This is a genomic window from Amycolatopsis magusensis, from assembly GCF_017875555.1.
Classification (GTDB): domain Bacteria; phylum Actinomycetota; class Actinomycetes; order Mycobacteriales; family Pseudonocardiaceae; genus Amycolatopsis; species Amycolatopsis magusensis.
Genome location: NZ_JAGGMS010000001.1, coordinates 2,718,835 through 2,745,343 on the forward strand (window position 1 = coordinate 2,718,835; position 26,509 = coordinate 2,745,343).

A 26,509-nucleotide genomic window follows, 5' to 3' on the forward strand; every position below is an offset into this window, starting at 1 on the left:
CTCCGCGTGAACCGACTGCTCCCCAGTGCGTCCGTGCTCCTCCGGCGAGAGTCGTGCGTTTCTCGAAGATTGACAGAAATGCCCTGGTCAGCGGCAGTGAGAGGGGCACCGATCGTGACGTGAATATGGCCGGGGCCCATGTGAGAAACACATGTCGGACCCATGTGGGCGGCACTGGAAGTGCGACCGGTAATCGACGGAGGATTCTCCCATCACCCCGAACACCCCGCAAATCGGAGGATGAGATGGACAAGCTGAACGTGGTCGAGCTGCCCCGCGAGGACAACGTCGTGCTGGTGATCGACCGCTTCGACCAGTGGCACAACCAGGCGGGCCTGGCACTGGTGCCCACCCAGTGCTGGACCTCCGGCAACCCGACGACCACCTTCCCGGAAGCCGCCTGATGGACGGCGGTGTCGCGGCGAGAGTCCCGGTCTTCAAAAGCCACCTGCGTGCCGAGGTGAACGAGGGCGAGGGCGCCTACCTGTTCTCGGAGCACGGGGTCACCGCACTGCGCGGGGCCCGGATCGCTTCGCTCGCGGCACTGCTCGACGGGAACCACGACTTCGGCGACCTGCTCCGCGCCCAGCCCGGCGGCATGGACGCGGACCAGGTGACGAACCTGATCGGCCAGCTGGTCGACGCCGGGCTGGTCAGCCTCCGCACGCCGGAGGACTCCGAAGTGGACGAACAAGCGCAGGCGTACTGGGACGCCTGCGGAGTGGCTGCCGCGGACGCCGCCCGCGCCGCGGTCGCCACGGTGGCGCTGGTCGGGGTCAACGCGACCACCGGCCTCGCCCAGGTGGAGAAGGCGCTGCGGGAGACCGGAGTGGACGTCCACTCCGGACCGAGCGCCACCGCCGACCTGACCGTGGTGATCTGCGAGGACTACCTCGACCCCGGCCTCGCGGCGGTGGACGCGGCCCAGCGCGCGATGGGGAAACCGTGGCTGCTGGCCAAACCGGCAGGCACCCGGGTCTGGCTCGGGCCGTTCTTCGAGGCGGACCAGCCGGGTTGCTGGCACTGCCTGTCGAACCGGCTCTGGGGGCACCGCCACGCCGAAGCCTGCGTGCAGGCCTCGCTCGGCAGGCAGGGGCCCGCGTCCCGGCCGGTGCCGTCGCTGCCGCCGCTGGCCGCCGCGGCCGGGCACCTGATCGCGCTGGAGGTCACCAAGTGGCTGGCCGGGCACCGCTACCCCGGGCAGCGTTCGGTGTGGACCTTCGACACCCAGGACTTCGAGGGCAGCAGGCACGAACTGCGGGCCCGGCCGCAGTGCGCGAACTGCGGTGACGCCGCCCTGTTCACTTCTCGGGCCTGCAAGCCGGTGCAGCTGAACCCGGCGCGCAAGGCTTCTTCGTCCGGCGGCGGGCACCGCACCCTGATGCCGGCCCAGGTGCTCGACCGCTACCGGCACCTGGTCAGCCCGGTCACCGGGATCATCAAGGAGATCAAGCAGGACCCCAACGTGCCCGCGTTCATCAACGCCTACCGCTCCGGCGTGAACGTCTCGCGCAACGTCACCGGCCTGAACGCCTTCCGGGCGAACCTGCGCTCGGAGAACGGCGGCAAGGGGCTCACCCCGCTGGACGCCGAGGTCGGCGCGCTGTGCGAGGCGATCGAACGCTTCTCCGGCACCTTCCAGGGCGACGAGTTCCGCATCCGCGCCAGCTTCCGCGCGCTGGGCGAGCTGGCCATGCACCCGAACGACTGCCTGCTCTTCGACGAGCGGCAGTACGCCACCCGCGAGAGCTGGAACCCGCGGCGCTCCCCGTTCAACCACGTCGGCGAGCCGTTCGACGAGGACGAGGTCACCGACTGGACCCCGCTGTGGTCCATCACCGAGGGCAGGCACCGGATGCTGCCCACCGCGATGCTCTACTTCGGCGCGCCGCCGAACCGGTCGCTCTCGGCCGACTCCAACGGCAACGCCGCGGGCAGCAGCCTGGAGGACGCGATCCTGCAGGGCACCCTCGAACTGGTGGAACGCGACGCGGTGGCGATCTGGTGGTACAACCGCCTGCGCCTGCCCGAGGTCGACCTCGACGCCTTCGCCGAGCCGTGGCTGACCGAGCTGCGGGAGCACTACGCCCGCCTGGGCCGCGAGGTCTGGGTCCTCGACGCGACCGCCGACCTCGGCACCCCGGTGATGGTGGCCGTCTCGCGCCGCATCGACCGGCCGGGCGAGCGCATCATGCTCGGTTTCGGCGCGCACCTCGACCCCCGCACCGCCCTGCGCCGGGCGCTCACCGAGCTGAACCAGCTGCTGCCGGGCGGCCTGGACGACAGCTTCCAGCCCGAGGACCCGGACGCGGCGGCGTGGCTGGGTGGCGCCACCGTGGCGAACCAGCCCTACCTGCGACCCGACGAGACCGTGCCCGCCCGCGGTCCCGCCGACTTCGGTTACGTGCCGCGGGAGGACGTGCGGGAGGACGTGGACGCGCTCGCCGCCCTGCTGGCCGAGCGCGGCCTGGAGCTGCTGGTGCTCGACCAGACCCGCCCGGACATCGGCCTGCCGGTGGTCAAGGTGGTCATCCCGGGCATCCGGCACTTCTGGGCCCGGTTCGCCCCCGGCCGCCTGTTCGACGTCCCGGTCCGCCTGGGCAGGCTTTCCGCGCCGACGCCTTATCACCAGCTCAATCCCATGCCACTCTTTCTGTGAACGGATCCCCGAGCGGGCAGGAGCCGGAGTTGATTTCGACATCGGACGACGTCATGACCACGGTCCGGCTGTGGTCGCTCAGCGAGGACGCACTGGTCGAAGAGGGTGACGAAGCCGGCTCGCTGAACGTCGTCACCAGGTGGGGCGAGCTGAACGTGGAGAGCGCGGGCGCCTTCGCCATCGAGTCGCTGCGCCGGATGGGCCTGGGCCCGGTGTCCCTGCAGAACGTGGTGACCGCGCGCAAGGCCGGTCCGGCGCGGAAGCTGCACGACCTCGCCGGGCTGGAGCGGGTGCTGGACCAGGTCAGCGGTTCGGTGGTGCACTCGCTCGGCCTGGCCGACGGGCAGCGCCCGCTGCTCTCGGTGGTCCCGGTGGTGGCCTCGCCCGCCTTCCGGCTGACCGAGGTCGGGCCCCGGGTGCTGAACCGGCTCTCCCGTTTCGCCGTGTTGCGCCCGGAGGACGGTGATCTGCTGCTGGAGTCGCCGCGCGCGGAGTTCCGGGTGGTGCTCAGCCAGCCGCAGGCGGTCCGGATCGCCTCTTCGCTCGCCGCCCCGGCGACGGTCGAGGCACTGGCCGGGTCGACCGGCGTGCCTGAGCACGTGGTCGCCGATGTGGTCGCCTTCCTCACCGCCGCGGGCGTGGTGCTCTCCGGTGACGACGAGGAGCACTTCGCCGAGGACGCCGACGCCGCGCTGAGGCACTGGTCGCACCACGAGCTGTTGTTCCACACGCACAGCCGCAGCCGCCGCGGGGAGATCGTCTCCGAAGCGGCCTACCAGCAGGCGACCGAAAACCCCCCGCCGCTGACCAAGCCGGCGCCGGACGGCGAGCGCTTCCCGCTGAGCGCCCCGGATCTGGGCGGCGCTTCGCCGTCGCTGACCGAGCTGCTGGAGAACGACCACGAGTGCCCGAAGTTCTCGCCGGTGGACCTCACCCGCGAGCAACTGGGCGAGTTGTTGTTCCGCAGCGCGCGCATCCGGTCCGCCGGTCCGGCCCACCCGCCGATCCCGCCGGGGCACGACGCGACGCAACGCCCGTACTTCGCCATCGCCTGCCTCTACGAACTCGAGCTGTACTTGAGCATCGACCGGTGCGCGGGCCTGCCGCGCGCCATCTACCACTACGACCCGGACGGCCACGCGCTCACGCTGATCGACGACGACCCCGGTCACCTCGCCGCGATGCTGGATCTGGCCAAGGTCGCGGCGGGCAGCATGCGGCGGCCGGCCGCGATGATCTCGGTGACCGCCCGCATGGAACGGACCGCCTGGGTGCTCGGTGGCGCCGCGTACGCGGTGACGCTGATGCACGTGGGCGCGCTGCAGCAGACGCTTTACCTGTGCGCCAAGGCGATGGGGCTGGCCGCGCACGCGGTCCCGGTCGACGCCAGCGACACCGTGGACCGGGTGCTGGGGCTCGACTGGCCCGCGGAGATCGGGGTAGGGGAATGCGTGCTGGACGCACTCACATGAGTGGCCCCCGACCCCTACGTGGTTGCTCGCCGAGAATGCCGCTGGGTAGCCTCGGCAGGGCTTTCGGCGCGTACGCCGCCGCTGGTCACGAGGGGAGTTCACGGTGAGCATCGCAAGTGGATCCGCCCGGTCCAGCGCCATCGGCGAGAGCGTGGGCGAGGAACCGGAAGCCGATCGCCCGGGGAAATCCGGCCAGGCGACGATCTGGCTGCCGGACATCGCGCCGAAGGTCGCCAACTCGATCCTGGTCTCGGTGCTGGCCGGGATCGCGCTCAACGCGACCATCGGCATCATCTTCCAGACCGGGACCTTCTGGCCGATCGCGATCAGCATCTCGTGCGTGCTCGCGTTGGTCGCGCTGCAGCTCACCTACGTCTCCCGGCCGTCGGCGCGCAAGACACCGCTGCGGACGGCGGTGGTGCTGGTGGCGCAGGCGGTGCTGGTCTGGGCGCCGATCTTCGAGCTGGGCCCGCGCTGGCACGGGTTCACCGGGCTGCTCGCCGGCAGTGTGCTGGTGCTGCTCCCGGCTCTGGTGGCGTGGCCGACCGTGGTGCTCGTGCTCGGCATGATCGTGTTCTTCGAGCTGACCAGGGGCGCCAACATCGTCGGCCCGGTGTACGCGGTCACCTACATCGTGGTGTCCACGATGATCACCGCGCTGGTGATCTACGGGTTGTCGCGGCTGGTCAAACTGGTCAGCGACCTGCACGCGGCGCGGCACGAGCTGAGCCGGATGGCGGTGGCCGAGGAGCGGCTGCGCTTCTCCCGCGACGTGCACGACCTGCTCGGCCTGAGCCTGTCGGCGATCACGTTGAAGACCGAGCTGACGAACCGGCTGCTGACCGAGCACCCGGACCGGGCGCGCAAGGAACTCGAGGACATGCTGGTGATGTCCCGGCGGGCGCTGGCGGACGTGCGGATGGTGGCCAGCGGCAAACGCGCGCTGTCCCTCGACGAGGAGTGCCGCCAGGCGAAGTCGGCGTTGTCCGCGGCCGAGGTCGAGGTGAAGATCGAGCGCGACGATCGGGAGCTGGACGGTCCGGTGGGCACGGTGCTGGCGACGGTGCTGCGTGAAGGCGTGACGAACGTGCTGCGGCACAGCGACGCGGAGTGGTGCGAGATCTCGGTGCACGAGGTCGACGGGTCGATGCGCCTGGTGATCGCGAACGACGGGGTTTCGGTGAACGGCTCCGCGCCGGCGCCCAACGCGGGCAACGGCATCCGCAACCTGTCGCACCGGGTTTCGCGGCTCGGCGGGGAGTTGACCGTGGAAACCGAGCCGGACGGGCGGTACCGCCTGCGAGCCGACGTCCCGCTCGCCGCCGCCGCGGCGCACTGACCACGGGCCCACCCGATGGCAGCGGTACCCCGCATCGAGCGGGGCGACCTCGGCGCGCGCTACGCCTACGGCATCCTCGCGCTGGTACTGGCCGGGTTCTCGGTCAACGCCACGCTCGGCGTCGTCTTCCGGATCGGCACCCCGCTCGACGTCCTCTTCTGCGTCCTGTGCGTGCTCGCGATGACCGCGCTGCAGCTCGGCTACGTTTCCCGGCCCGGCGTGGCGTGGACCAGGCGGCGGTCGGCGCTGGTCCTCTCGGGACAGGCGCTGCTGGTCGGCTTCCCGAGCCTCGAGTTCGGCCCGCGCTGGCACGGGTTCACCGGGGTGTTCCTGGGCAGTGTGCTGTTGCTGCTCCCGGCGGTGGCGGCCTGGCCGGTGCTGGCCGGGGTGGTGGCGGCGGTCGGCTTCCTCGAATTCACCCGCGGTTCGGGCCTGGTCCCGGCGCCGTGGGCGGTGACCAGCGCGATGGTCGCCACCCTGCTGACCGCGATGATCACCTACGGCCTCACCCGGCTGGCGCGGCTGGTCGGCGACCTGCACGGGGCACGGCACGAGCTGAGCCGGATGGCGGTGGCCGAGGAGCGGCTGCGCTTCTCCCGTGACGTGCACGACCTGCTGGGGATGAGCCTGTCGGCGATCACGTTGAAGACCGAGCTGACGAACCGGCTGCTGGCCGAGCAACCCGAGCGGGCGCGCGCGGAACTCGAGGACGTGCTGGCGATCTCCCGTCGCGCGATGGCGGACGTGCGGATGGTGGCAGGCGGGGATCGGCGGCTGTCCTTCGACGAGGAGTGCGATCAAGCGCAGTCCGCGTTGTCGGCGGCCGAGGTCAACGTGCGGATCTCGCGGGAACACCGGGAACTGGACGAGCGGGTGGGCACGGTGCTGGCGACGGTGTTGCGCGAAGGCGTGACGAACGTGCTGCGGCACAGCGTCGCCCGGTACTGCGAGATCTCCGTGCACGAGGTCGGCGAGGTCATCCGGCTGGTCATCACGAACGACGGGGTCACCGGGGAAGGCGCCGACACCTCGCCGGGCGCGGGCAACGGCCTCCGCAACCTCTCGCACCGGGTCTCGCAGGTGGACGGTGCGCTGACCACGTCCTCAGTGGACGGACGGTACCGGCTGCGGGTGGACGTGCCGGTGTCCGCGCTTCTCGCGCGCGGCGACGAACCCGGCGAGCGGATCGCCGTGCAGCGCCTCCGGCGGCCCGGCATCGCGCCGAAGATGGCCACCGCGATCCTCGCCGCGGTGCTCAGCGCCATGGCGGTGAACACCAGCGTCGGGATCGCCGTCACCGCCGGCGCCGTCTGGCCGGGGCTGCTGAGCGCGACCTTCGTCGGCCTGCTGGCCGGTCTGCAGTTCGGTTACGTCTCCCGGCCGGGCGCGACGCGGACGCCGGTGCGGACCACGCTCGTGCTGCTGGCGCAGGCGGCGCTGGTGTTCCTCCCGATCCTGCACTTCGGGGCGCTGTGGCACGGCCTGGCCGGCTTGTTCGCCGGAAGCGCGCTGGTGCTGCTGCCCACGTTCGCGGCGGTGCCGCTGGCCTCGGTGGCGGTGGTCGCGATCGGGGCGCTCGAACTGTTCGCCGGGCTGACCGGGATCAGCACCTGGTACTCGGTGCTGTTCGTGGTGGTGGGCAACCTGATCACCACGCTGGTCGTGTTCGGCCTGTCGCGGCTGGTGCGGCTGGTCGGTGACCTGCACGGTGCCCGGCACGAGCTGAGCCGGATGGCGGTGGCCGAGGAGCGGCTGCGCTTCTCCCGCGACGTGCACGACCTGCTCGGCCTGAGCCTGTCGGCGATCACGTTGAAGACCGAATTGGCGAACCGGCTGCTGCCCGAATTCCCCGAGCGGACCCGTCAGGAATTGGAAGACGTGCTGGTGCTGTCCCGGCGCGGACTGGCGGACGTGCGGATGGCGGCCGGCCGCAGGCAGGGGCTTTCGCATGCGGTGGAGCGTCCCGAGGTCGAAGTGGCCACTTCAGGTAGCTGAGATAGGCATTCGGGAGCCGCGCAAGAGTTCATGTGGGTGAATCTCGGGGCGCTGTCAGCCGAAAGGCCGAATCGCGTACGGCGTCCGCCGAAGGTGCCTACCCGCCGGTATGTTCCACTGGGGAAAACGGCGTGCCGATGATGATTGTCATCGTCGCGAATGCCACCGCCGGTATTTGTGCCGTCGCCATTCAGGTAATGCGCCCGATGATCACAGCCAGTCGTTTTCCTTGGCGATCCGGATGGCGTCGACCCGATTGCGGGCATTGAGTTTGGTCACCACGGTAGTCAGGTAGTTACGCACGGTCCCGGGAGAAAGAAACAACTGTGCCGCGATGTCCGCCACGTTCTGACCGGCGGCGGCCAGCCGGAGGATCTCGATCTCCCTCGCGGCCAGCGGGCAGTCCTCGGTGTCCCACGCCGCCAGCGCGAGTTCGCTGTCGATCACGCGCCTGCCGACGGCCACCTGGCGCACGGCGTTGGCGAGCTTCTTCGAGGGCGCGTCCTTGAGCATGAACCCGTTGACCCGGGCGTCCAGTGCCCGGCGCACCGTGCCCGGCCTGCCCAGGCTGGTCAGGATCAGGGTCCGGCAGTCCGGCAGGCTGGCGTGCAGCTCGGTGGCGGCGGTCAGGCCGTCCTTGCCGGGCAGGTCGATGTCGATGATGGCCACGTCGGGCTGGTGCTTCTGCGCGGCGGGCAGGATCTCGTCGCCGGATGCCACTTCGGCGACCACGGTGATGTCGGCCTCGAGGTTCAGCAGGGCCACGAGGGCGCCGCGCAGCATGTGCATGTCCTCGGCCAGTAGAACATTGATCACTTCGCGCCTTTCGCTCGACGTAATCGCCCCCTCAGAATAATCGCTCATCGGTGTTCTCCGTGTCCCGCGAACGAGAAAAAAGTCCGGCAGTTGTTATACCGAGGGTGCACTATTTCCCACCCGATCTGACTATGTGCAACCCCATTGGGTCTCGGCCTCGTTTCGTCCTCGGCTCGAGTCACCGAATGCATGCTTACTCCCAGCAGTCGAGTCGGGTAGGGACGCTGGGGAGGGCCTGTGGGAACGAACCTCTGCACTTCGGCGTCCTGCCGGACCGCGAGCGGAACCGGCACCATTGCCTCGATCATCCCAGGTCCGCGTTTGTGCGCACCTTGCCGGTCCCGCCTCGAGCGAGCCTTCCGCGAAGTGCCCGGCTGGTACGCCCGGTGCGCCAGGGTCCTGGCGAACGGCGGCACCGGTACCGCCGGACAGTCGCGACCCGGTGGGCCGTCCGGGCGACGGGCCGCCACCGCGGCCGCCGAACTCTGCGACTCGCTGCAGACCTTCCTGCGCACCTGGTGCGAACGGACGGTGACGAACGTCCCCGTCGAAGGCTCCCTCGCGATGGCCGCGTTCCTCGCCGGACGGCTCGACGACCTGGTGCGACACCCCCGTGCGGGCGAACTGCTGGACGGGCTCGACGCCCTGATCGCCAAGGCCCGGCAGGTCGCGCACCCCAATCCGTTGCTGCACACCGAACTGGGACCGTGCCGCCACCCCGGTTGCGACCGGGTGGTCCGGGTCGCGGTCCGCGCCAACTCCGTGCTTCCGCCGCCGCGGCTGAGCTGCGACGCGGGACACGCGTGGCTGCCCGCACCGCGGGCCGCCGAACGGTACCGGCCGGAGCGCGCCGCGTGAACCGACGCGGTGAGCTCGCCAACGATTCCAACCAGGGAGTGCCCATCATGCAACCGGCCGTCCGCCAAGCCATCGCCGCGATGCACGAGCGCTACTTCGAGCCCATCACGCTGAACGACCTGGCCGCCGAGGTCTTCGTCAGCCCCTTCCACTTCTCCCGGATCTTCTCCAGGGCGACCGGGGTCACCCCCGGCCGCTACCTGACCGCGGTCCGGCTGTTCGAGGCGAAGCGGCTGCTCCTGACCACCTCGCTGACCGTGTCCGACATCGTCTGCAGCGTCGGGTACAGCAGCGTCGGCACCTTCACCAGCCGCTTCACCAGGGCGGTCGGCATGAGCCCCACCCAGTACCGCGACCCGATGGTCAGCGAACTGCTGATCGCGATGGCCCCGCACTTCCAGCGGCTGCCCTCGCTGAAGACCCTGCGCGACGCCGGGCAGAGCTGCGCCGCGCCGCAGAACGCGGGCGGCTCGGTGGTCGGCAGGCTGGACATGCCGCCCGGCAAGACCACCGGCAACGTGCTGATCGGCGTGTTCGCCGAGGCCATCCCGCAGTGCGGCCCGGTCGCGTTCAAGGGCATGGCCGACAGCGGGCCGACCGAGCTGATCCTCAACAACGTGCCGCCGGGCCGCTGGCACGTGATTGCGGTGGCCGAGCACAACGGCGCGCTCGGCGAGGGCAAGTCGTACTCGATCGCCACCAACTCCGCGATCACCATCACCGGGGACGAGACGGCCGCGGTGAACCTGCGGCTGCGCCCGGTCCGGCCGACCGACCCGCCGATCGCGATCACCCTGGCTTCGCGGGTCACCCCCGAGGTCGGCAGCGTCGCGATGCCGCGGATCCAGGAACTCCCGGCCGTCGCCTGAGCCCACCTTCGAAAGCGAGGACGTGTCCGATGTCGACTCTGCTCGGCTCACTGCGACGGCGGGTGCTGGCCCCCTCGTTCAAGGCGGTCAGCTTCGCCGGCCGCGGGTTCGCGGTCGAACCCATCGAGGCCACCGCGCGGCTGGAGGCCATCCCGCAGTCCGTGGTCGCCGGGTTCGAATGGGGCATCGACAGCCCCGGCCAGTGGGACCTCGAACGGCGGCTCGACCTGGTCGAGGCCGAGTACCGCGGGTTCGCCTACGAGGGCGCGACGATGGCGTCGGCGGTGCTCGACGCGATGAGCTTCCGCCCGTCCAGCCGCACCCGCGACCTGCTGCTCGGCCCGGGGCAGCCGCACATCTTCCTGACCTACATCGGCATCGGCTTCGCCATGGCGCGGCTGCCCCGGCCGCTGTGGAAGAAGATCGTGCCGGACATCAGCGGCACCCCGTACCACCCGACGATGAGCTGGCTGGCCGTCGACGGCTACGGCTTCGACCGCGCCTACTTCGACACCGGGAAGATCGTCGACCGCCAGCACGTGCTCCAGCCGTACCCGTGGGACGGTCACCCCCGCTACTTCAGCCGCGCGGTGGACCAGGGGATCGGGCGCGCGCTGTGGTTCATCAACGGCGGGCACCCCGGCAACGTGGCGGCCGCGGTCGCCCGCTTCGTCCCCGGCAGGCAGGCGGACCTGTGGAGTGGCGTGGGCCTGGCGGCGACGTTCGCCGGCGGCGCCGACGCCGAGGGGCTGGCGTCCCTGAAGGCACCCGCCGGCCCGCACGCGCCGGAACTGGCACTGGGCGCGGTCTTCGCGACCAAGGCCCGGACCTATTCCGGCTTCGTGCCGCCGCACACCGAGACCGGCATCCGGGCATTGGGCGGAGTGTCCATTTCCGATGCCGTGCGGATCGCCGACGAAACCGAAGTGGCGCACGACGCCGGGGACGAGCACACCCCCGCGTACGAAATCTGGCGGGACCGCATTCGCCGTGAATTCTCCACCTCGAAATTGCGCTCAGTGGCCTGAACCAGCTCGAGCCGACTCCGACCGCGGCCGCCGCTCACTCCCGTGGAGCGGCGGCCGCTTCCGTTCGCACCCTTCTGACCTGCGGTCTCTCGGCAAGGATGGAGTAGAACGCGCCGGGCGCTTCTTGGGAAAGTAAAGGTCACGAGTGCTTCGGAATTCGATTCTACCCGATAGGGGGAGAGCGAGTTGGGTAATGGCTGGCGCGCGCTTCGGCGCCGCATTCTGACTCCGAACGTGGTGGAAACCACTTTGGACAAGCGAGGTTTCCACAAGAAGAGCCCGGCCGCGCAGGAACTGCTGGAAAAGGTCGGGAGGATCTTCCTCGAAGGGTACGGGTACGCGGTCGAAGCACGCACGACCGCCGACGCGATGGAGCGCTTGGACCAGATCCCGGAGCGGTTCCGCGGGTTCGCCTACGAAGGTGCCGGCATGGGCTGGGCGATGCTCGACGGCCTGCCGCTCCCCGGGACGGGGCGCACCCAGGAAAGCCTGGTCAGCGGCGGCGATCCGCACAACTACCTGATCTACGTCGGCGTCGGCTGGGCGATGGCCCGCCTGCCGAAGTTCCGCTGGCCCGACCCCGAAGCCTTCGACCCGCTGCTGCGCTGGCTGGTGCTCGACGGCTACGGCTTCCACCAGGCGTACTTCCGCACCCAGAAGTACATCCACGAGCAGTACCAGGACGAGCGGTTCGCCTGGCCGGTCGCTTCGCCGTACACCAACCGCGCCATCGACCAGGGCATCGGCCGGGCGCTGTGGTTCATCGGCGGCACCGACGCGCGCCTGGTCACCTCGATGGTGCGGGACTTCCCCGAGGAGCGGCGGTCCGACCTCTACGGCGGGATCGGCCTGGCCGCGACCTACGCCGGTGGCGCCGACCCGGACGAGCTGCGGTACCTGCGCGACCACGCCGGTGAGCACCGCGGCCTGCTCGCGCAGGGCTCGGCCTTCGCCGCCGAAGCCCGCGTGCGTGCCGGCCTGCTCGTGCCGCACTCCGAAGCCGCCGCGGAGATCCTCTGCGGCACCGACGCGGTCACCGCCGCGAAGCTCACCCAGGACGTCCGGCCGGCCAAGCCCGTCGACGGCGAGGTGCCGGCCTTCGAGACCTGGCGTCAGCAGATCGCAAACGAGTTCGTTTCCCTTGGAGGTGTTCACCTATGACCGCGACAGTCCACTGGCTGCGCAAGCAGCTGGCCGGGATCGTTGCCCTCGTCCTCGTGGCGGGCATGTTCCTGGTCAGCAGCCTGCCGGAGACGTCGGCGGCCGAGCAGGACGAGCTGGCGGCAGGCTACGGCTTCGCGCCGAAGTCGATCGCCATGCCGAGCGGCTTCCCGCAGCAGGAGATCCGGAAGGTCAACCAGGACTACAAGAACATCGACGCCTGGATCTCCTCGGTGGGCGCCGGTATCGCGATGAACGACGTCGACGGCGACGGGCTCGCGAACGACCTGTGCGTCACCGACCCGCGGATCGACCAGGTGGTGATCACCCCGACGCCCGGTGCCGGCGACCAGCGGTACGAGCCGTTCGCGCTCAAGACCGGGACGCTGCCGATGAACGACGTGATGGCGCCGATGGGCTGCGCCCCCGCGGACTTCAACGAGGACGGCCGGACCGACCTGCTGGTCTACTACTGGGGCCGCACGCCGATCGTGTTCCTCGGCAAGGCCGAGGCGAAGGGCATGCCGCTCGACGCCAACTGCTTCGTGCCGGTCGAGCTGGTCCCCGGCTCCACCGCGGCGAAGTACAACGGCCCGCAGTGGAACAGCAACGCGGTCGCGATCGACGACTTCGACGGTGACGGCCACATCGACATCTACCTCGGGAACTACTTCCCGCACAGCCCGGTCCTCGACCCCTCGGTCAAGGGCGGGGTGGAGATGAACGACTCGCTGTCGAACGCCTCCAACGGTGGTGAGGACTACTTCTTCCGCTGGACCGGCGCGAACGCCACCGGCGTGCAGTACCAGCAGCTCGACAGCGTCATCCCGATCGAGTTGTCCAAGGGCTGGGTGCTGGGTGCCGCGGCGAACGACGTCGACGGCGACCTGCTGCCCGAGCTGTACCTGGCACAGGACCACGGCAAGGACGCGATGCTGCACAACCGGTCCACCCCGGGCAACATCCGGTTCGAGCCGCTGGTGGACTCCCGCACCCCGCTGGTGCCGAAGTCCAAGCGCATCGGTGGTGACTCGTTCAAGGGCATGTCCGCCGAATGGGCCGACCTCGACCGCAACGGGCTGTACGACCTGTTCGTCAGCAACATCACCACCTCGTTCGGCATCGAGGAGAGCAACTTCCAGTTCATGAACACCTCGGGCAGCCAGTCCGAGCTGCGGGCGCAGCTGCAGGCCGGTGACGCGCCGTGGGAGGACAAGAGCACCGACCTCGGCACCGCGTGGTCCGGCTGGGCCTGGGACATCAAGTCCGAGGACTTCAACAACAGCGGCAAGCCCGCCATCGCCCAGGCGACCGGGTTCGTCAAGGGTGAGGTCAACCGCTGGCCGCAGCTGCAGGAACTGGCGACCGCGAACGACCTGACGGTGCACGACCCCGCCTGGTGGCCGAACATGGTCAAGGGCGACGACGTGGCGGGCAGCCAGCGACTGGCGTTCTTCGTGCCGAAGTCCGACGGCGGCTTCGTCAACCTGTCCGAGCAGCTCGGCCTCGGGGTCCCGGTGCCCACCCGCGGCATCGCCACCGGTGACGCCGACGGCGACGGCCGGATCGACATGGCCGTGGCCCGTCAGTGGGACCAGCCGGTCTTCTACCAGAACACCGCGCCGGCGGCCGGTCAGTTCCTCGGCCTCAAGCTGACCCACCCGGACGGTGCGCCGGTGGTCGGGGCCCAGGTGTGCGTGAAGACCGCGGACGGCCGGACGATCGTCGGCCGGGTCGACGGCGGCAGCGGGCACTCCGGCAAGCGCAGCAACGATGTCCACATCGGACTCGGGGATGTGCGGGGTGCTCAGGAAGTCAAGCTGTGGTGGCGTGACCGCACCGGTCAGGCCCACGAGCAGGAACTCAAGCTGACCCCGGGCTGGCACTCGCTCCAGCTCGGTGCGCAGGCCCAGGAGAGGTGAGTCATGGCCGAACAGAAACCCAGTGGCCCGCCGCAGGCGCCCGCCGCCCCGAAGCAGAACTCCGGTGGCCCGCCCCGGGACCCGAAGGTGATCACGGCCCTGCGCCGGTTCGCGATCTCGATGACGGTGTTCAACATCCTCGGCTACACGGTGCTCGGCTTCGAGCAGCCCTGGCTGTGGCCGTTCATCGCGCTGGCCACGGGCTACTCCGTGGAACTCGGGCTGGAGATGATCAACGCCAGGGTCGAGGGGCGCGCGCCGCGCTTCCTCGGTAGCGGGTTCAAGGGCCTGGTGGAGTTCCTCTTCCCCGCGCACATCACCAGCCTTGCGGTGAACATGCTGACCTACCCCAACGACCAGATCCTGGTGATGCTGTTCGGCATCGTGGTCGCGGTCGGCGCGAAGTGGGTGCTGCGGGCCCCGGTCCGCGGCAGGCTCCGCCACTACATGAACCCGTCGAACTTCGGCATCGCGGTGATCCTGCTGGTGTTCCCGTGGGCGAGCATCGCGCCGCCCTACCACTTCACCGAGAACGTCACCGGCGTGATCGACTGGCTGATCCCGGTGCTGATCATCGCCGCGGGCACGATGCTGAACGCGAAGCTGACCGGCCGCATGTGGCTGATCTTCGGCTGGCTGAGCTTCTTCGTGCTGCAGTCGGTGGTCCGCGGCTGGCTGCTGGACACCGCGATCCTCGGTGCGCTGGGCACGATGACCGGCGTGGCGTTCGTGCTGTTCACCAACTACATGATCACCGACCCGGGTACCTCACCGTCGAAGCCGGCTTCGCAGTTCGCCTTCGGCGCCGGGGTGGCGACCCTGTACGGCGTGCTCACCGGCGCCGGGATCGCCTACGGGTTGTTCTTCGCCACGGCCGCGGTCTGCCTGATCCGCGGTGGCTTCCTCTGGGCGCTGCACTTCGTCAACAAGGCGCGGGTGCAGTTCGAGACCCAGCAGAAGGAACTGGCGGAGAAGGCGAAACTGGAAGCCGCGCCCCCGGTGGTCGAGGCGGTTCCCGCCCCGGTCTCCATCGCGGCGAAGGCGGCCGACCCGCCACCGGCCGAGAAGGCGGCGTGAGCCTGCTCAAGCGGACTCGGAACCCTGGCGGCACCCTTCGACGGGTGCCGCCAGGCCCGCCCCGGTCCGCTACCTTCCGGCTGCTCAAGCACCTGGCGGGCGACCGCCTCCGGCTGATGTCGGAAGCGGCGAACACCTACGGCGACGCCGTCCGGATGGCCATCGGGCCGAAGACGCTCTACTTCTTCAACCACCCGGACCCCGCGAAGCACGTGCTGGCCGACAACGCGGCCAACTACCACAAGGGAATCGGCCTGGCGCAGGCGAAGCGGGCGCTCGGGGACGGACTGCTCACCAGTGAGGGCCAGCTCTGGCGCAAGCAGCGCAAAATCATCCAGCCGGCGTTCCAGCACAAGCGGATCGTGGCGCAGGCAGGCATCGTGGCCGAAGAGGGCGCGAAACTGGTCGACCGCCTGCGGGCCAACGCCGGTGGCGGGCCGATCGACATCACGCAGGAGATGACCGGGCTCACCCTCGGGGTGCTCGGCCGGACCCTGCTCGACGCCGACCTCGGCGCGTTCGACGCGGTGGGCCACTCGTTCGAAGCCGTGCAGGACCAGGCGATGTTCGAGATGGTCACGCTGTCGATGGTGCCGATGTGGGTCCCGTTGCCCAAGCAGCTGCGTTTCCGCGCGGCACGGCGGGAACTGCAACGCGTGGTCGACGCACTGGTCGCCCACCGCGACGCCACCGGCGGCGCCACCGGCGACGATGTCCTTTCGCGACTCATCGTGTCCACCAGGGAGGAAGCCGACCCCGCGGTCGGTGAGCAACGCATGCGCGACGAACTCGTCACGCTGCTGCTCGCCGGGCACGAGACCACGGCGAGCACCCTGAGCTGGTCGCTGCACCTGCTGGACCGGCACCCGGAAGTCGCGGAACGCCTGCGGGCCGAGGCGATCGAGGTACTCGGGGACCGGTTGCCGCAGCACGAGGACATCCGGAAACTGGTGTACACGAACCAGGTCATCTCCGAAGCGATGCGGTTGTACCCACCGGTGTGGATCCTGCCGCGTTTGGCTTTGGAAGACGACGAGATCGCCGGCTACCACGTCCCAGCGGGCGCGGATGTCGTGGTGTGCCCGTACACCATGCACCGCCACCCCGCTTTCTGGGACCGCCCCGACGAATTCGACCCGGACCGCTTCGCCCCGGACGCCACCGCGGGACGCCCGCGGTACGCCTACATCCCGTTCGGTGCGGGGCCGCGGTTCTGCGTCGGGAACAGCCTGGGTCTGATGGAGGCGGTGTTCGTGCTGGCGATGATCGCCAGGGAACTGACGCTCACCGGCGTCGCCGGGCACCAGGCGATCGCCGAACCCATGCTCTCCCTACGAGCCAAAGGCGGCCTGCCCATGACCGTACGAAAGGCCACCTGACCCCCCGGTTCGCGACACAAATGTGGCTTTGGGGGCCGATTACGCCCCCAAAGCCACATTCGTGTCCCTGCTGGGCGCCCCCCATGTCCCAACCGCCACATTCGCGCCACGCCACCCCCTCACCCCCTCACCCATGCCGTGAATGTGGCTTTCACGGCCAAAAACGCCGAGAAAGCCACATTCACGGCACCACCCCCCCACCAACCCGCCGCCCAGCCACAAAAAGCGACCACAAGAGCCACCATCACCAACCGCCACCGGGCAGCAAAACGGGACCATACAAGCCACCCACCCCTCCCCATCCCCGGTCCCCCAGCCAAAAACACGGCGAAGGTGTCCTTGTCAAGGCATCAGTCCAGCCTTGACAAGGACACCTTCGCCGTAGTCACACTAAAAAACCGGGGTGGCAACCCCAGCCAGCCCCAGCCCAGCCCCAACACCACGCAACACAGAAGACGAAACCACCCCCCGCATCCTGATCTCATTGACCCAAGGTCCGTAGCCGAAAATGAGGAGACGCCCGTGGACGCGGCCAATCCCGACGCGCGTGCAGTCAAGGTGATGACGCTCGAGGCGTATGCCGACACGATCGTTCCCGGCGAGAAGCGCCATCCCGACGACCACGCGATCGCCGGGGTGTCGGAGGGGCCGGGGTCGGTCGAGGCCGGGGCGCTCGAGCTGCTGGAGACCGAGGCCACCGGGATCACCGCGGGGCTCGACTTCCTGGTGCCGATGCTCAACGGGCACGCCAAGGCCTACGCCGAGGAACACCACCGGGAACTGGACCCGAGCCTCCCCGAGTTCGTCGCGTTGTCCTACGACGACCGGGTTCAGCTCATCCTGCGGCTGACCAAGAACGGTCACCCCGAGAAGGACGGCTGGGTCAGCCTCGCCCTGTTCTGCAACATGGCCTTCGACAGCGCCCCGCACCTGAGCACCGCGCAGGCCCTCGCCGACGGGCACCCCGGCCTGCTCGCGATGGGCATCTCCACCCCCGACGAGGACGGTCTCTGGCGCTTCCCGAACTACTCCTACGGCCGGAAGCTGGCCGAACTCCACCCGGACACCACGCCTTCAGGGAGCCCCGCATGACCAGCGACAAGACCGAGGTCCTCATCGTCGGCAGCGGATTCGGCGGTGCCATCGCGGCCTACCACCTCGCCGCCGGCGGGGCCAAGGTCACCGTGCTCGAGCGCGGCCCGTGGCTGGAGAGCAAGGACTTCGACCACGACTTCCTGCTCGGCTCGTCCTACACCAGGGCGTTCGACTTCGTCGTCGGCGACGGGATGAGCGTGCTCGGCGGCAACTGCGTCGGCGGCGGCAGCGTGGTGTACTTCGCGGCGATGCCCCGCGCGCCGAAGTTCGTCTTCGAGCGCCACGGCAGCATCGGCCGTCGCATGTGGCCTGCCGAGATCAGCCGCGACACCCTCGAACCGTGGTACGACCGGGTTTCCGAGTCGATCCCGGTGACGCAACAGGACTGGAACGACGTCACCTACTCCGGTGGGCTGTGGGCCGCGGCCTGCCACCACTCCGGCCGGACCGCGAACCCCACCCCGGTCGCCATCGACAACGCCAAGTGCACCAACTGCAACTGGATGATGGGCGGCTGCCGGTTCGACGCGAAGCGCTCGCTGCTGACCAACTACCTGCCCGCCGCGCTGGCGCACGGCGCCACGATCCGCCCGCTGCACGAGGTGCAGAAGATCGAGCGCACGCCCGACGGCGGCTACCGCGTGCACTACAACATCGTCGACGAGGTCGACTACCGCGTGCACAGCGAGAGCGGCGTGATCGAGGCGAAGATCGTCATCCTGGCCGCCGGCGCCGGGGCCACCCCGGTGATCCTGCAGCGCTCGGAGGAGTCGCTCGGCAAGATGCCGCACGGTGTCGGCCGCTACTTCTCCGGCAACGGCGAACGGCTGAACACCGCGATCCTCAACGAGGACAAGGTGCGCGAGGTGCTCGGACTGTCCCGTGAGGACGGTCTGGCGTACGAGGCGAACCAGATCGGCAAGGGCCCGACCGTGGCCTGCTGGGACCGGCTCGACGAGAACCTGCCCGAGTACTCCCGCTACTCGATGGAGCAGCTGTACTTCCCGCCCGGCCTCGGCACCATCCTCGCCCAGGTGCCCGGCGGCGACTCGCCGACCTGGTTCGGCAAGGAGAAGAAGGAGATCCTCAAGCGCTGGAAGTCGTGGCTGACGATCTTCCTGATGACCGAGGACGACAACGAGGGCGTCTTCGGCCCGCCGCCGCCCACCGGCAACGCCTTCCGCGTCTCGCAGCAGATGCTCGGCCGTGGCGCGCTGAAGTACGACCCGACGCCGAACACGCTCAGTGGCTGGGCCCAGGCCGACGCCGAGGTCAAGGAGATCATGGAGAAGGACGGCCTGGCGAAGATCGCGCCGTGGACGAACGACGTGGTCGGGGCGTACACCGTGCACCCGCTGGCGTCCTGCCGGATCGGTGACGACGCGGCCACCTCGGCCCTGCACCCGAACCACGAGCTGCGCGACCACCCCGGGATCTTCGTCACGGACGGTTCCGCGGTGCCGGGCGCGCTGACCGTCAACCCGGCGATGACCATCGCCGCGCTGGCCGAACGCGCTGTTCCCGGAATTGTCAAGGCCGCACAAAACCGCGGGATCGACGTAAAGTACGGCGCACCGTCCCCGGACGGCGCGATCAACGGGCGGCGGGGCGTCACCAAGTTGGCTTTGAGTCTGGCGGGAGACTGACGAATGGTGGAAACACAGCGGCGGGGTGGCTGGAAGGCGTTCAGCGAGAAGCTGAACACCGATTGGCACAAGGCGGCGTTGCTGCTCTACACCGTGGTGGTGCTGGCGCACTGGGCCGAGCACATCGCCCAGGCCATCCAGATCTACGCGCTGGACTGGACGGTTCCGGAAGCCAGGGGCGTGCTCGGCATGCCCTTTCCCTGGTTGGTCACCTCCGAATGGATGCACTACGGTTACGCCATTCTGATGATGGTGAGCTTCATCATCCTGCGCCACGGTTTCGTCGGCCGGGCGAAGACGTGGTGGAAGGTCGCCATGTGGATCCAGGTCTGGCACCACTTCGAGCACCTGCTCCTGCTGCTGCAGGCGCTCACCGGGGCGAACCTGATGGGCGCGGCGAAGCCGAGCAGCATCGTGCAGCTGCTGATCCCGCGGGTGGAGCTGCACCTGTTCTACAACACCATCGTCTTCATCCCGATGGTGATCGCGATGGTCTACCACCTGCGGCCCAGCGCCGAGGAGCGGGCGATGATGCGCTGCGCCTGCGCCCTGCGGCACACCGAACCGGCGGCGAAGGCCAAGGCCGGGGTGGCCTGACGATGCCCGGGGTGACGCAGGGTCCGCACGACCACGTGATCACCTTCGGCGTCACCACCGGCACGCTCTGGCTGCAGGTGCTGCTGGTCGCCGCCGCGCTCACGGTCGCCGCCTGCGCGCTGGTCCGCCCGTTCTTCACCGAACAGGAGCGGGCCACGCGCGAGGCGGTGGCGTGGGCGGCGGCGGTGGCCGGCGTGCTGACCCTGCTGCTCACCGAAGGTCTCGACCTGCCGAAGCAGTTCGCCGTGCTGTTCCTCGCCGGGCTGGGCGTGCCGCTGTTCCTGGCGCGCCACGCCGACCACGGCACGACGCCACTGCGGGTGCTGCACCACCTCACGCCGTGGGTGCTGCTCGCCGCGGCGACCGGCGCGAGCGTCGAGTTCGCTCGAGCCTGGCTCGGGGCGGGGCCGGACCGCGCTGGAGTGCTGCTCAACACCGGGCTCGTGATCGCGATGGTCGGGCTGTCCTGGTTCGCCGTCTGGCGCCCGGCGCCGGGCCGGGCCAGGGCGCTGGTCAACGGCGTGGGCTGGGCGCTGGCCAGCGTCGTGGTCGCGGGCACCGCGCACGTCGCCACCTTGACCGTGGCCGCCGGATAGCCGCCCGGTGGTCCTGACGAAGGGATCACCGATGACACCGACACCGGTCCGGCTCGCGCTGCGCCGCACGCTCAAGCAGGTCCGCCACGTGCGGCCGGTCCACCCGCGCGCGGCGACCGGACTGGTGCGGGCGGTGTACCGGCAGGTCGAGCGGGACTTCGGCATGCTGGCCCCGCCGACCGCCCTGCACTCACCGTCACCGGAGGTGCTCGCGGCGGCCTGGACGATCCTGCGCGAGTCGCTGATCGCCGGCGGCCGGGCGAGCCGGGCCGCGAAGGAAGCCGTGGCTTCGGCGGTCTCGGTGCGCAACGCCTGCCCGTACTGCGTCGAGGTGCACGGCGCCACAATGGCCGGCTTGGTGTCCACAGAGGACGCTGCCGCGATCATCGGTGACCACATCGGGTCGGTTTCCGATCCGGAGATCCGGGCGGTGGCCGCCTGGGCACGCGGGGACGACTCGGTGGAGCTGCCCGCCGGACAGGCGGCCGAGCTGCTGGCGGTGGCGTTCACCTTCGAATACCTCAACCGCATGGTGCACGTCTTCCTCGGTCCGTCACCGCTGCCGCCGGAGGTGCCGGAAAGCGCGGCGAAGTTCGTGCGCGGCATGCTCGGGAAATTCCTGCGGCCCGGCACGCCACCGACGCCGGGGGCGGCACTGGAATTGCTGCCGCCCGGTGGGAACGCGCCGGAATGGGCGGACGGAGTACTCGCTGACGCATTCGGGCGCGCGTCCCTGGCATTCGAAGCAGCCGGTGCACGTGCGCTTTCGCCCGCCGTTCGAGAACTGGTCGAGAATCGGCTGCGCGAGTGGACCGGTGAGCCGATGGGACTCAGCCGCGCCTGGGTGGAGCCGCTGGTGGAAGAGCTGCCCGAACCCGAGAAGGCGTCCGCCCGACTCGCCCTGCTCGTCGCGTTCTCGGCTTTCCAGGTCGACGAATCGATTGTGGACGCGATTGATCGAGACGACACCGCGATCGTGGAAATCACCTCCTGGGCTGCCTTTTCCGCGGCCCGCCGCGCGGTGGAACTGCGGCTGGTGAAGGCGGGAAAGGAGAAGACCCCCCGCTGACCCGGCCGCCATACTCGAAGGTGTCAGATCGCTCGCCCGGTCAAAGCGAGACCGCCACACCACTTTCGACGACGGTTCGGCTTGTGCGAAGGCGTCCTCCCGCGATCTGCGCCCCGGCGAACGCCGTGCACCCCGCGCGGGTGCACGGCGAACGTCATGTCCACATGCGACAGAGAGGACGGACGGGTGAAGGACTTCCAGCAGGTGATCGCCGATCTGACCGCCGAGGCTGCAGCGTTCGACGGGCTGGTGGCGGAGCTCGCCGAAGCCGACTGGGCCAAGGCCACCCCGGCCCCGGGCTGGAGCGTCAAGCACCAGGTCGGGCACCTCGCGTTCATCTTCAAGATCGCCGGACTGGCCGCCGCCGAGCCCGCCGTGTTCACCGCGATCACTTCGAAGATCGGGCCCAACGGCTTCGAAGCCGCGGTGAACGGCGCCCTCGAGGAGTACATCCACGACCCCGCCGAGTCGGTGCTCACCCGCTGGCGGGCCGAGCGCGACACCGGTATCAAGGCACTCGCCGCGGTCCCCGCCGACCAGGTGGTGCCGTGGCTGGTCAACCCGCTGCCGCCGGCCGTGCTGGCCTGCGCGGGCATGATGGAGCTGTTCGGCCACGGCCAGGACATCGCCGACGCGCTCGGCGTCACGCGTGAGAAGACCGACCGCGTCGCCAACCTCGTCGGCTTCGCCGTGCGCACCTGGAACTTCGGTTACCAGGCGCGGAACCTGCCTGAGCCCGACGTCCAGTTCCGCTTCGAGCTGACCTCACCCTCCGGCGACCAGTGGGCGTTCGGCCCGGCCGAGTCCGAAGAGCGGATCACCGGCGACGCGTGGGACTTCTGCCTCCTGGTCACCCGCCGCCGCCACCGCGACGACCTGGACCTGACCGCCACCGGTGCCGAGGCCGACCGCTGGCTGGACCTCGCCCAGGCCTACCGCGGCCCGGCGGGGGAGGGTCGCCGGCCCGGGCAGTTCTCATGAGTTCCGGCGCCGAGGAGATCGGCAGGCACTACGACGAGCGCTCGCCGATCGGCGACGAACTGCGCGACGGCCAGATCCACATGTGGTACTGGTTCGACCGCCACGACGACGCCACGCTGCCCGAGGCCGTGCACCGGATGAGCCGCAAGGTCACCGACACCCTGGGCCTGCGCCCCGGCGAGCACCTGCTCGACGCGGGCTGCGGGCCCGGGGAGACCGCGGTCTACCTGGCAGGCCAGTTCGGCATCCGGGTCACCGGGATCACGCTCAGCGCGTACGAGATCGCGCAGGGCGGCAAGCGGGCCGAAGCCGCCGGCGTGGCCGACCGCGCCCGGTTCGAGTACGGCGACTTCACCGCACTGTCCTATCCGGACAACTCGTTCGACGCGGTGCTGGCGCTGGAATCCCTGCAGAACGCGCCCGACCTGGGGACCGTGCTCGCCGAGTTCCACCGGGTCCTGCGCCCCGGCGGGCGCCTGACCTTCTCCGACTTCAGCCTGGAGTCCGATCGCGACCCGGCGCGGGTGGCCAAGTTCGTCGAGACGCTGAAACTGGGCGCGCTGCCGACCCTGCCCGAGTGGCTGGACCTCACGCGGGCCGCCGGGTTCGCGGTGGAGGAGTACACCCAGTGCGGGCCGCGGGCGTTCGGCATGAAGACGAAGTACCTGGAGACCGCGATGCGCAGCCGGGACGAGATCACCGCCAAGTTCGGCGAGTCGGCGGTCGGCGAGTTCTCCCGCAACCACCTGGGTTTCTTCGCGCCGCGCAAGGACCAGATCGGGTACGTGATCGTTTCCGCCCGCAAGCCGGGCTGAGCACCGAATTCCCTCGAAAGGACGCGCTGAAATGACTGACGCCGCAACGGACTCGACCATCGCCGAACTGGTGAAGGCGTTCGCCAGCGCCCGGCCCGAGCAACTCCAGGCCGAGTTCGAGAACCTGGCCGGTGCCGTGTGGCGCGAGGGCGTCCTGACCGAGCTGGCGTTGCCCGCCGCGCCGGTGCTGGTCGACGTGCTCGACCAGGTCACCGAAGACCACCAGGGCCGTCTCGTGGTGCTGCTCGGCCTGCTCGCCGAGGCCGAATACCCCGAGCTGGGCCCGGTCAACCACGCCGTGCGCGCGGGGCTGGACCAGTACCTGGCGCTGGTCGCGCGCGAGTCGAACACGCAGGCCTTCACCCTCGCGCTGCTCTACCTGCTCTCGCACTTCCCCGCCGACCGCGAGCGCATCCTCGGCGCGGTGGCGGGCATCGGCCTCGGGCCGGAGGAGCAGACGCGGCTGGAGCGCGCGCTCGCCTCGCTCGACCTGGCGAAGCCGGACCTCGGCCGGGTGTGGCCCGCGCCGTCGATCTGGGCGCTCAACGCCTCCGAGCAGGACTTCGACCAGAGCTGGATCAACGACCTGTCCACCGAGCAGATCACCACGAACTGGGAGAACGACACCAAGACGGTGTTCGGCTTCTCCGGCGCCAAGGCGTACTGGTCGGTGCTGAACGGTGACCCGGTGCAGGTGGCGCAGAACCCGCCGTCGCGCTCGGACTCGGACGAGGACATCGATTCGAGCACCTCGGGCCTGTTCGGCGCGCACGTCGAGGCGTTCCGCTGCGCGAACTGCTCGGGTGCGCTGGAGATCCGCGACGAGGTCGTCCGCTGCCCCGAGTGCGCCACCTCGTACCCGGTCGCCGGCGGCGTGCTCGACCTGACCGCGGGCATCGCCGAGACCATCAGCACCGGCAACGACGAGGACACCGCGGACCTGCTCCAGAAGCTGGCCGAGATGCCGACCATGGGGCTGTACTACGAGTCCGTGCTGCGCCCGGCCTACCTGCAGATCGCCGGGTCGAACTGGGGCGGCGCGGTCACCCCGTCCGACGAGGACGCCTACATCGCCACGCACATCGACCCGGTCGACGGCCCGGTGCTCGACCTGGCGGCCGGCGCGGGGCGCTGGACCACGGTGGTCTCCGACACCGTCGGGCCGGACCGCCTGCTCGCGCTCGACATGGGCCTGCCGATGCTCAGCGTGCTGCGCAGCCGCCTGCCCGAGGTGCCCGCGGTGCAGGGCAGCGCGCTCGACCTGCCGTTCGCCGACTCGAGCTTCGGCGCGGTGAACATGTGGAACGCGCTGCAGGCCTTCCCCGACGACGCGGAGACCGCGATCCTCGAGGTCGGCCGGGTGCTGCGCCCGGGTGGCACGTTCACCTGCATGACCTTCCTGTTCGGCCAGGACCCGATCTACCGGCACTTCCAGAAGTCGCACTTCTTCCCCAGCCGTCCGGCCGGGCACCTGCTCTTCGAGCTGGAGGACATCAAGGCGTGGCTGGACCGGGCCGGGATGCGGATCGTCGAGCTGTCCGGGCCGGAGACGTTCGTCTTCTTCACCGCCGAGCGGATCTGATGGCCGTCCGGTTGCCGGGGCAGCCCGGATACGACGCGGCGACGGCCGTCTTCAACCTGACGGCTCCGCCGACCCCGGCAGCGGCCGTCGTCGTGTCCACAGTGGACGAAATCCGCGAGGCGCTGGAGTACGCGCGGTCGTTCCGGTTGGGCGTGCGGGTGCACACGACCGGGCACGCTTCGCCGACGCAGCGGCCGATGTCTTCCGCGCTGTTGCTCAAGGTGCGTCCTTCGGGGCCGGTCGAGGTCGACGCTTCGCGGCGGGTGGCCCGGGTGCCCGCGGGGACGTTGTGGGGTGCGGTCGCTGAGGCCGCGGCGCCTTTTGGCTTGGCTGCTCCGCATGGCTCGTCCGGGACCGTTGGCGTGGTCGGCTATCTGCTGCGCGGGGGGATGAGCTACTACGGGCGTCAGCTCGGGGTGGCGACGAACCTGGTGCGCGCGGTGGAGTTGGTGACCGCGGATGGTTCGCTGGTACGGGCTTCGGCTGCGGAGAACCCGGAGTTGTTCTGGGCGATCCGTGGCGGGGGCGGCGGGTTCGGGGTGGTCACCTCGATCGAGGTGGAACTGTTCCCAGCGGCGAAGGTGATCACGGGTTCGGCTTTCTGGGCTGGTGAGCACGCGCCGGAGCTGCTGCGGGAGTGGCTGCGCTGGTCGGAAGACGCCCCTTGGGAGGCGACGACTTCGTTGCAGATCATGAACCTGCCTGACCTGCCGGAGATCCCCGAGGTGCTGCGTTCGGGCCCGGTGTTGAGTGTGGACGGTGCCGTACTGGCGGTGACCGAGGACGGCGTGCCGCTGGCACAGGCCCAGGCGGACGAACTGTTGGGGCGCCTGCGTTCGGTGGCCGAGCCGGTGATGGACAGCTGGGCGCTGACCAAGCCGTCGGCGGTGCTCGAGGCGCACATGGACCCGGAAGACCCGGTGCCGATCGCCGGGGATCACCTGCTGCTGACGGACCTGGACTCGGCTGGGGCCTCGGAGTTCCTGCGCGTGGTGGGGCCGGGATCGGGTTCGCCGTTCATCAGCGCGGGGATGCGGCAGCTGGGCGGGGCGTACTCGGTGGCGGATCCGGGTGGTGGGGCGCTTTCCTCGTTCGCTGGGCGCTTTGCGTATTCGGGGGCAGGGCTGGTGGTCGACGACTCGTCTTCGGCGGCGGTTGAGGAGCACTGTTCGGTGGTGCGGTCGGCGCTGGCTCCTTGGGATTCCGGGTGGACTGTGCCCAGTTTTGTGGAGAACTGGCGGCAGCCGCAGCGGCACCTTTCGGATTCTTCGGTGGGGCGGGTGGATGCGGTTCGGGCGCTGGTGGATCCGGACGGGGTTTTCGCGGGGGATGTTTCGCCTGGGGCTTCTGCGGGGGGTTTGGCTGGGGGTTCGGTGGGGGACACCCCGGTTTTTTAGTGTGACTACGGCGAGGCCCTCTTTGTCAAGGCTGGGAAGATGCCTTGACAAAGAGGGCCTCGCCGTGTTTTTGGCTTAGGGCCGGGGATGGGGAGGTGTGGGGTTTCTGGTGCTCGGGTTTTGTGCCCGGGTGTCGTTTGGTGGTTCGGTGTTGTG

At 69.8% G+C, this 26,509-nt stretch carries 22 protein-coding genes; 21 read left to right on the forward strand and 1 reads right to left on the reverse strand.

Translation table 11 applies throughout. The features are described 5' to 3' along the window. Window positions 1-245 precede the first annotated feature (245 nt). The 5 genes from JOM49_RS12685 (at window position 246) to JOM49_RS12705 (ending at window position 7,465) form a co-directional block, all read left to right on the forward strand. Window positions 246-404, forward strand: a complete 159-nt coding sequence (locus JOM49_RS12685) for a hypothetical protein (protein ID WP_209664494.1) — start codon at window positions 246-248, stop codon at window positions 402-404. Further along, window positions 404-2,659, forward strand: coding sequence for a TOMM precursor leader peptide-binding protein (locus JOM49_RS12690; protein WP_209664495.1), 2,256 nt, complete (start codon window positions 404-406; stop codon window positions 2,657-2,659). The genes JOM49_RS12685 and JOM49_RS12690 overlap by 1 nt, the downstream gene beginning before the upstream one ends. 29 nt (window positions 2,660-2,688) lie before the next feature. Continuing rightward, window positions 2,689-4,131: a SagB family peptide dehydrogenase gene (locus JOM49_RS12695; protein ID WP_245369311.1), complete on the forward strand. Its 1,443-nt coding sequence runs from the start codon at window positions 2,689-2,691 to the stop codon at window positions 4,129-4,131. Window positions 4,132-4,234: 103 nt separating this feature from the next. Beyond that, window positions 4,235-5,470 (forward strand): sensor histidine kinase, encoded by a 1,236-nt coding sequence (locus JOM49_RS44045; RefSeq protein ID WP_209664496.1) that lies wholly within the window; start codon window positions 4,235-4,237, stop codon window positions 5,468-5,470. A gap of 15 nt (window positions 5,471-5,485) precedes the next feature. Beyond that, window positions 5,486-7,465 carry a sensor histidine kinase gene (locus JOM49_RS12705; RefSeq protein WP_209664497.1) on the forward strand — a complete coding sequence of 660 codons (1,980 nt, stop codon included), beginning with the start codon at window positions 5,486-5,488 and terminating at the stop codon, window positions 7,463-7,465. A gap of 210 nt (window positions 7,466-7,675) precedes the next feature. Here the strand turns inward: JOM49_RS12705 and JOM49_RS12710 are convergent, their stop codons facing one another. Continuing rightward, a complete protein-coding gene (locus JOM49_RS12710; RefSeq protein ID WP_282772790.1) occupies window positions 7,676-8,281 on the reverse strand; it encodes a response regulator transcription factor in 606 nt (201 codons plus the stop codon). 366 nt (window positions 8,282-8,647) lie between these two features. Here JOM49_RS12710 and JOM49_RS12715 point away from each other — a divergent pair, with 366 nt between their 5' ends. From JOM49_RS12715 to JOM49_RS12790, 16 genes are all read left to right on the forward strand, one after another. Beyond that, window positions 8,648-9,139 (forward strand): hypothetical protein, encoded by a 492-nt coding sequence (locus tag JOM49_RS12715; RefSeq protein WP_209664499.1) that lies wholly within the window; start codon window positions 8,648-8,650, stop codon window positions 9,137-9,139. Between the two features lie 47 nt (window positions 9,140-9,186). Then, a complete protein-coding gene (locus JOM49_RS12720; RefSeq protein ID WP_209664500.1) occupies window positions 9,187-10,008 on the forward strand; it encodes a helix-turn-helix transcriptional regulator in 822 nt (273 codons plus the stop codon). Window positions 10,009-10,037: 29 nt separating this feature from the next. After that, window positions 10,038-11,036 carry a DUF1702 family protein gene (locus tag JOM49_RS12725; protein WP_209664501.1) on the forward strand — a complete coding sequence of 333 codons (999 nt, stop codon included), beginning with the start codon at window positions 10,038-10,040 and terminating at the stop codon, window positions 11,034-11,036. A gap of 186 nt (window positions 11,037-11,222) precedes the next feature. Next, window positions 11,223-12,197 (forward strand): DUF1702 family protein, encoded by a 975-nt coding sequence (locus JOM49_RS12730; RefSeq protein ID WP_209664502.1) that lies wholly within the window; start codon window positions 11,223-11,225, stop codon window positions 12,195-12,197. After that, window positions 12,194-14,119 carry a CRTAC1 family protein gene (locus tag JOM49_RS12735; RefSeq protein WP_209664503.1) on the forward strand — a complete coding sequence of 642 codons (1,926 nt, stop codon included), beginning with the start codon at window positions 12,194-12,196 and terminating at the stop codon, window positions 14,117-14,119. Before JOM49_RS12730 ends, JOM49_RS12735 begins: the two co-directional genes overlap by 4 nt. A gap of 3 nt (window positions 14,120-14,122) precedes the next feature. Then, window positions 14,123-15,196: an RnfABCDGE type electron transport complex subunit D gene (locus JOM49_RS12740; protein ID WP_245369313.1), complete on the forward strand. Its 1,074-nt coding sequence runs from the start codon at window positions 14,123-14,125 to the stop codon at window positions 15,194-15,196. Window positions 15,197-15,240: 44 nt separating this feature from the next. Beyond that, window positions 15,241-16,575, forward strand: coding sequence for a cytochrome P450 (locus JOM49_RS12745; RefSeq protein WP_282772795.1), 1,335 nt, complete (start codon window positions 15,241-15,243; stop codon window positions 16,573-16,575). A 561-nt stretch (window positions 16,576-17,136) separates the two neighbouring features. Next, window positions 17,137-17,667 carry a DUF5987 family protein gene (locus JOM49_RS12750; protein WP_209671131.1) on the forward strand — a complete coding sequence of 177 codons (531 nt, stop codon included), beginning with the start codon at window positions 17,137-17,139 and terminating at the stop codon, window positions 17,665-17,667. Beyond that, the gene (locus JOM49_RS12755; protein ID WP_209664504.1) at window positions 17,664-19,316 is read left to right on the forward strand and encodes an FAD-dependent oxidoreductase; all 1,653 of its coding nucleotides are present in this window, start codon (window positions 17,664-17,666) and stop codon (window positions 19,314-19,316) included. Before JOM49_RS12750 ends, JOM49_RS12755 begins: the two co-directional genes overlap by 4 nt. A 3-nt stretch (window positions 19,317-19,319) precedes the next feature. Then, window positions 19,320-19,913: a hypothetical protein gene (locus JOM49_RS12760; protein WP_209664505.1), complete on the forward strand. Its 594-nt coding sequence runs from the start codon at window positions 19,320-19,322 to the stop codon at window positions 19,911-19,913. 2 nt (window positions 19,914-19,915) lie between these two features. After that, on the forward strand, window positions 19,916-20,509 hold the full coding sequence (locus JOM49_RS12765; protein ID WP_209664506.1) for a DUF6239 family natural product biosynthesis protein: 594 nt from the start codon (window positions 19,916-19,918) through the stop codon (window positions 20,507-20,509). 31 nt (window positions 20,510-20,540) lie between these two features. Next, window positions 20,541-21,578: a carboxymuconolactone decarboxylase family protein gene (locus JOM49_RS12770; protein WP_209664507.1), complete on the forward strand. Its 1,038-nt coding sequence runs from the start codon at window positions 20,541-20,543 to the stop codon at window positions 21,576-21,578. Between the two features lie 186 nt (window positions 21,579-21,764). Continuing rightward, complete coding sequence (locus JOM49_RS12775) at window positions 21,765-22,559, forward strand: TIGR03084 family metal-binding protein (protein WP_308158729.1); 795 nt, start codon at window positions 21,765-21,767, stop codon at window positions 22,557-22,559. Beyond that, complete coding sequence (locus JOM49_RS12780) at window positions 22,556-23,374, forward strand: class I SAM-dependent methyltransferase (RefSeq protein ID WP_209664509.1); 819 nt, start codon at window positions 22,556-22,558, stop codon at window positions 23,372-23,374. Before JOM49_RS12775 ends, JOM49_RS12780 begins: the two co-directional genes overlap by 4 nt. Window positions 23,375-23,405: 31 nt before the next feature. Then, window positions 23,406-24,956, forward strand: a complete 1,551-nt coding sequence (locus tag JOM49_RS12785; RefSeq protein ID WP_209664510.1) for a class I SAM-dependent methyltransferase — start codon at window positions 23,406-23,408, stop codon at window positions 24,954-24,956. Next, on the forward strand, window positions 24,956-26,353 hold the full coding sequence (locus JOM49_RS12790; RefSeq protein WP_209664511.1) for an FAD-binding oxidoreductase: 1,398 nt from the start codon (window positions 24,956-24,958) through the stop codon (window positions 26,351-26,353). Before JOM49_RS12785 ends, JOM49_RS12790 begins: the two co-directional genes overlap by 1 nt. Window positions 26,354-26,509: the final 156 nt, after the last annotated feature.

Coding starts and splice junctions, on each gene's coding strand:
- JOM49_RS12685 (WP_209664494.1), top strand. CDS start 246: ATGGACAAGCTGAACGTGGTCGAGCTGCCCCGCGAGGACAACGTCGTG.
- JOM49_RS12690 (WP_209664495.1), top strand. CDS start 404: ATGGACGGCGGTGTCGCGGCGAGAGTCCCGGTCTTCAAAAGCCACCTG.
- JOM49_RS12705 (WP_209664497.1), top strand. CDS start 5,486: ATGGCAGCGGTACCCCGCATCGAGCGGGGCGACCTCGGCGCGCGCTAC.
- JOM49_RS12720 (WP_209664500.1), top strand. CDS start 9,187: ATGCAACCGGCCGTCCGCCAAGCCATCGCCGCGATGCACGAGCGCTAC.
- JOM49_RS12725 (WP_209664501.1), top strand. CDS start 10,038: ATGTCGACTCTGCTCGGCTCACTGCGACGGCGGGTGCTGGCCCCCTCG.
- JOM49_RS12735 (WP_209664503.1), top strand. CDS start 12,194: ATGACCGCGACAGTCCACTGGCTGCGCAAGCAGCTGGCCGGGATCGTT.
- JOM49_RS12740 (WP_245369313.1), top strand. CDS start 14,123: ATGGCCGAACAGAAACCCAGTGGCCCGCCGCAGGCGCCCGCCGCCCCG.
- JOM49_RS12750 (WP_209671131.1), top strand. CDS start 17,137: ATGACGCTCGAGGCGTATGCCGACACGATCGTTCCCGGCGAGAAGCGC.
- JOM49_RS12755 (WP_209664504.1), top strand. CDS start 17,664: ATGACCAGCGACAAGACCGAGGTCCTCATCGTCGGCAGCGGATTCGGC.
- JOM49_RS12760 (WP_209664505.1), top strand. CDS start 19,320: ATGGTGGAAACACAGCGGCGGGGTGGCTGGAAGGCGTTCAGCGAGAAG.
- JOM49_RS12765 (WP_209664506.1), top strand. CDS start 19,916: ATGCCCGGGGTGACGCAGGGTCCGCACGACCACGTGATCACCTTCGGC.
- JOM49_RS12770 (WP_209664507.1), top strand. CDS start 20,541: ATGACACCGACACCGGTCCGGCTCGCGCTGCGCCGCACGCTCAAGCAG.
- JOM49_RS12780 (WP_209664509.1), top strand. CDS start 22,556: ATGAGTTCCGGCGCCGAGGAGATCGGCAGGCACTACGACGAGCGCTCG.
- JOM49_RS12785 (WP_209664510.1), top strand. CDS start 23,406: ATGACTGACGCCGCAACGGACTCGACCATCGCCGAACTGGTGAAGGCG.
- JOM49_RS12790 (WP_209664511.1), top strand. CDS start 24,956: ATGGCCGTCCGGTTGCCGGGGCAGCCCGGATACGACGCGGCGACGGCC.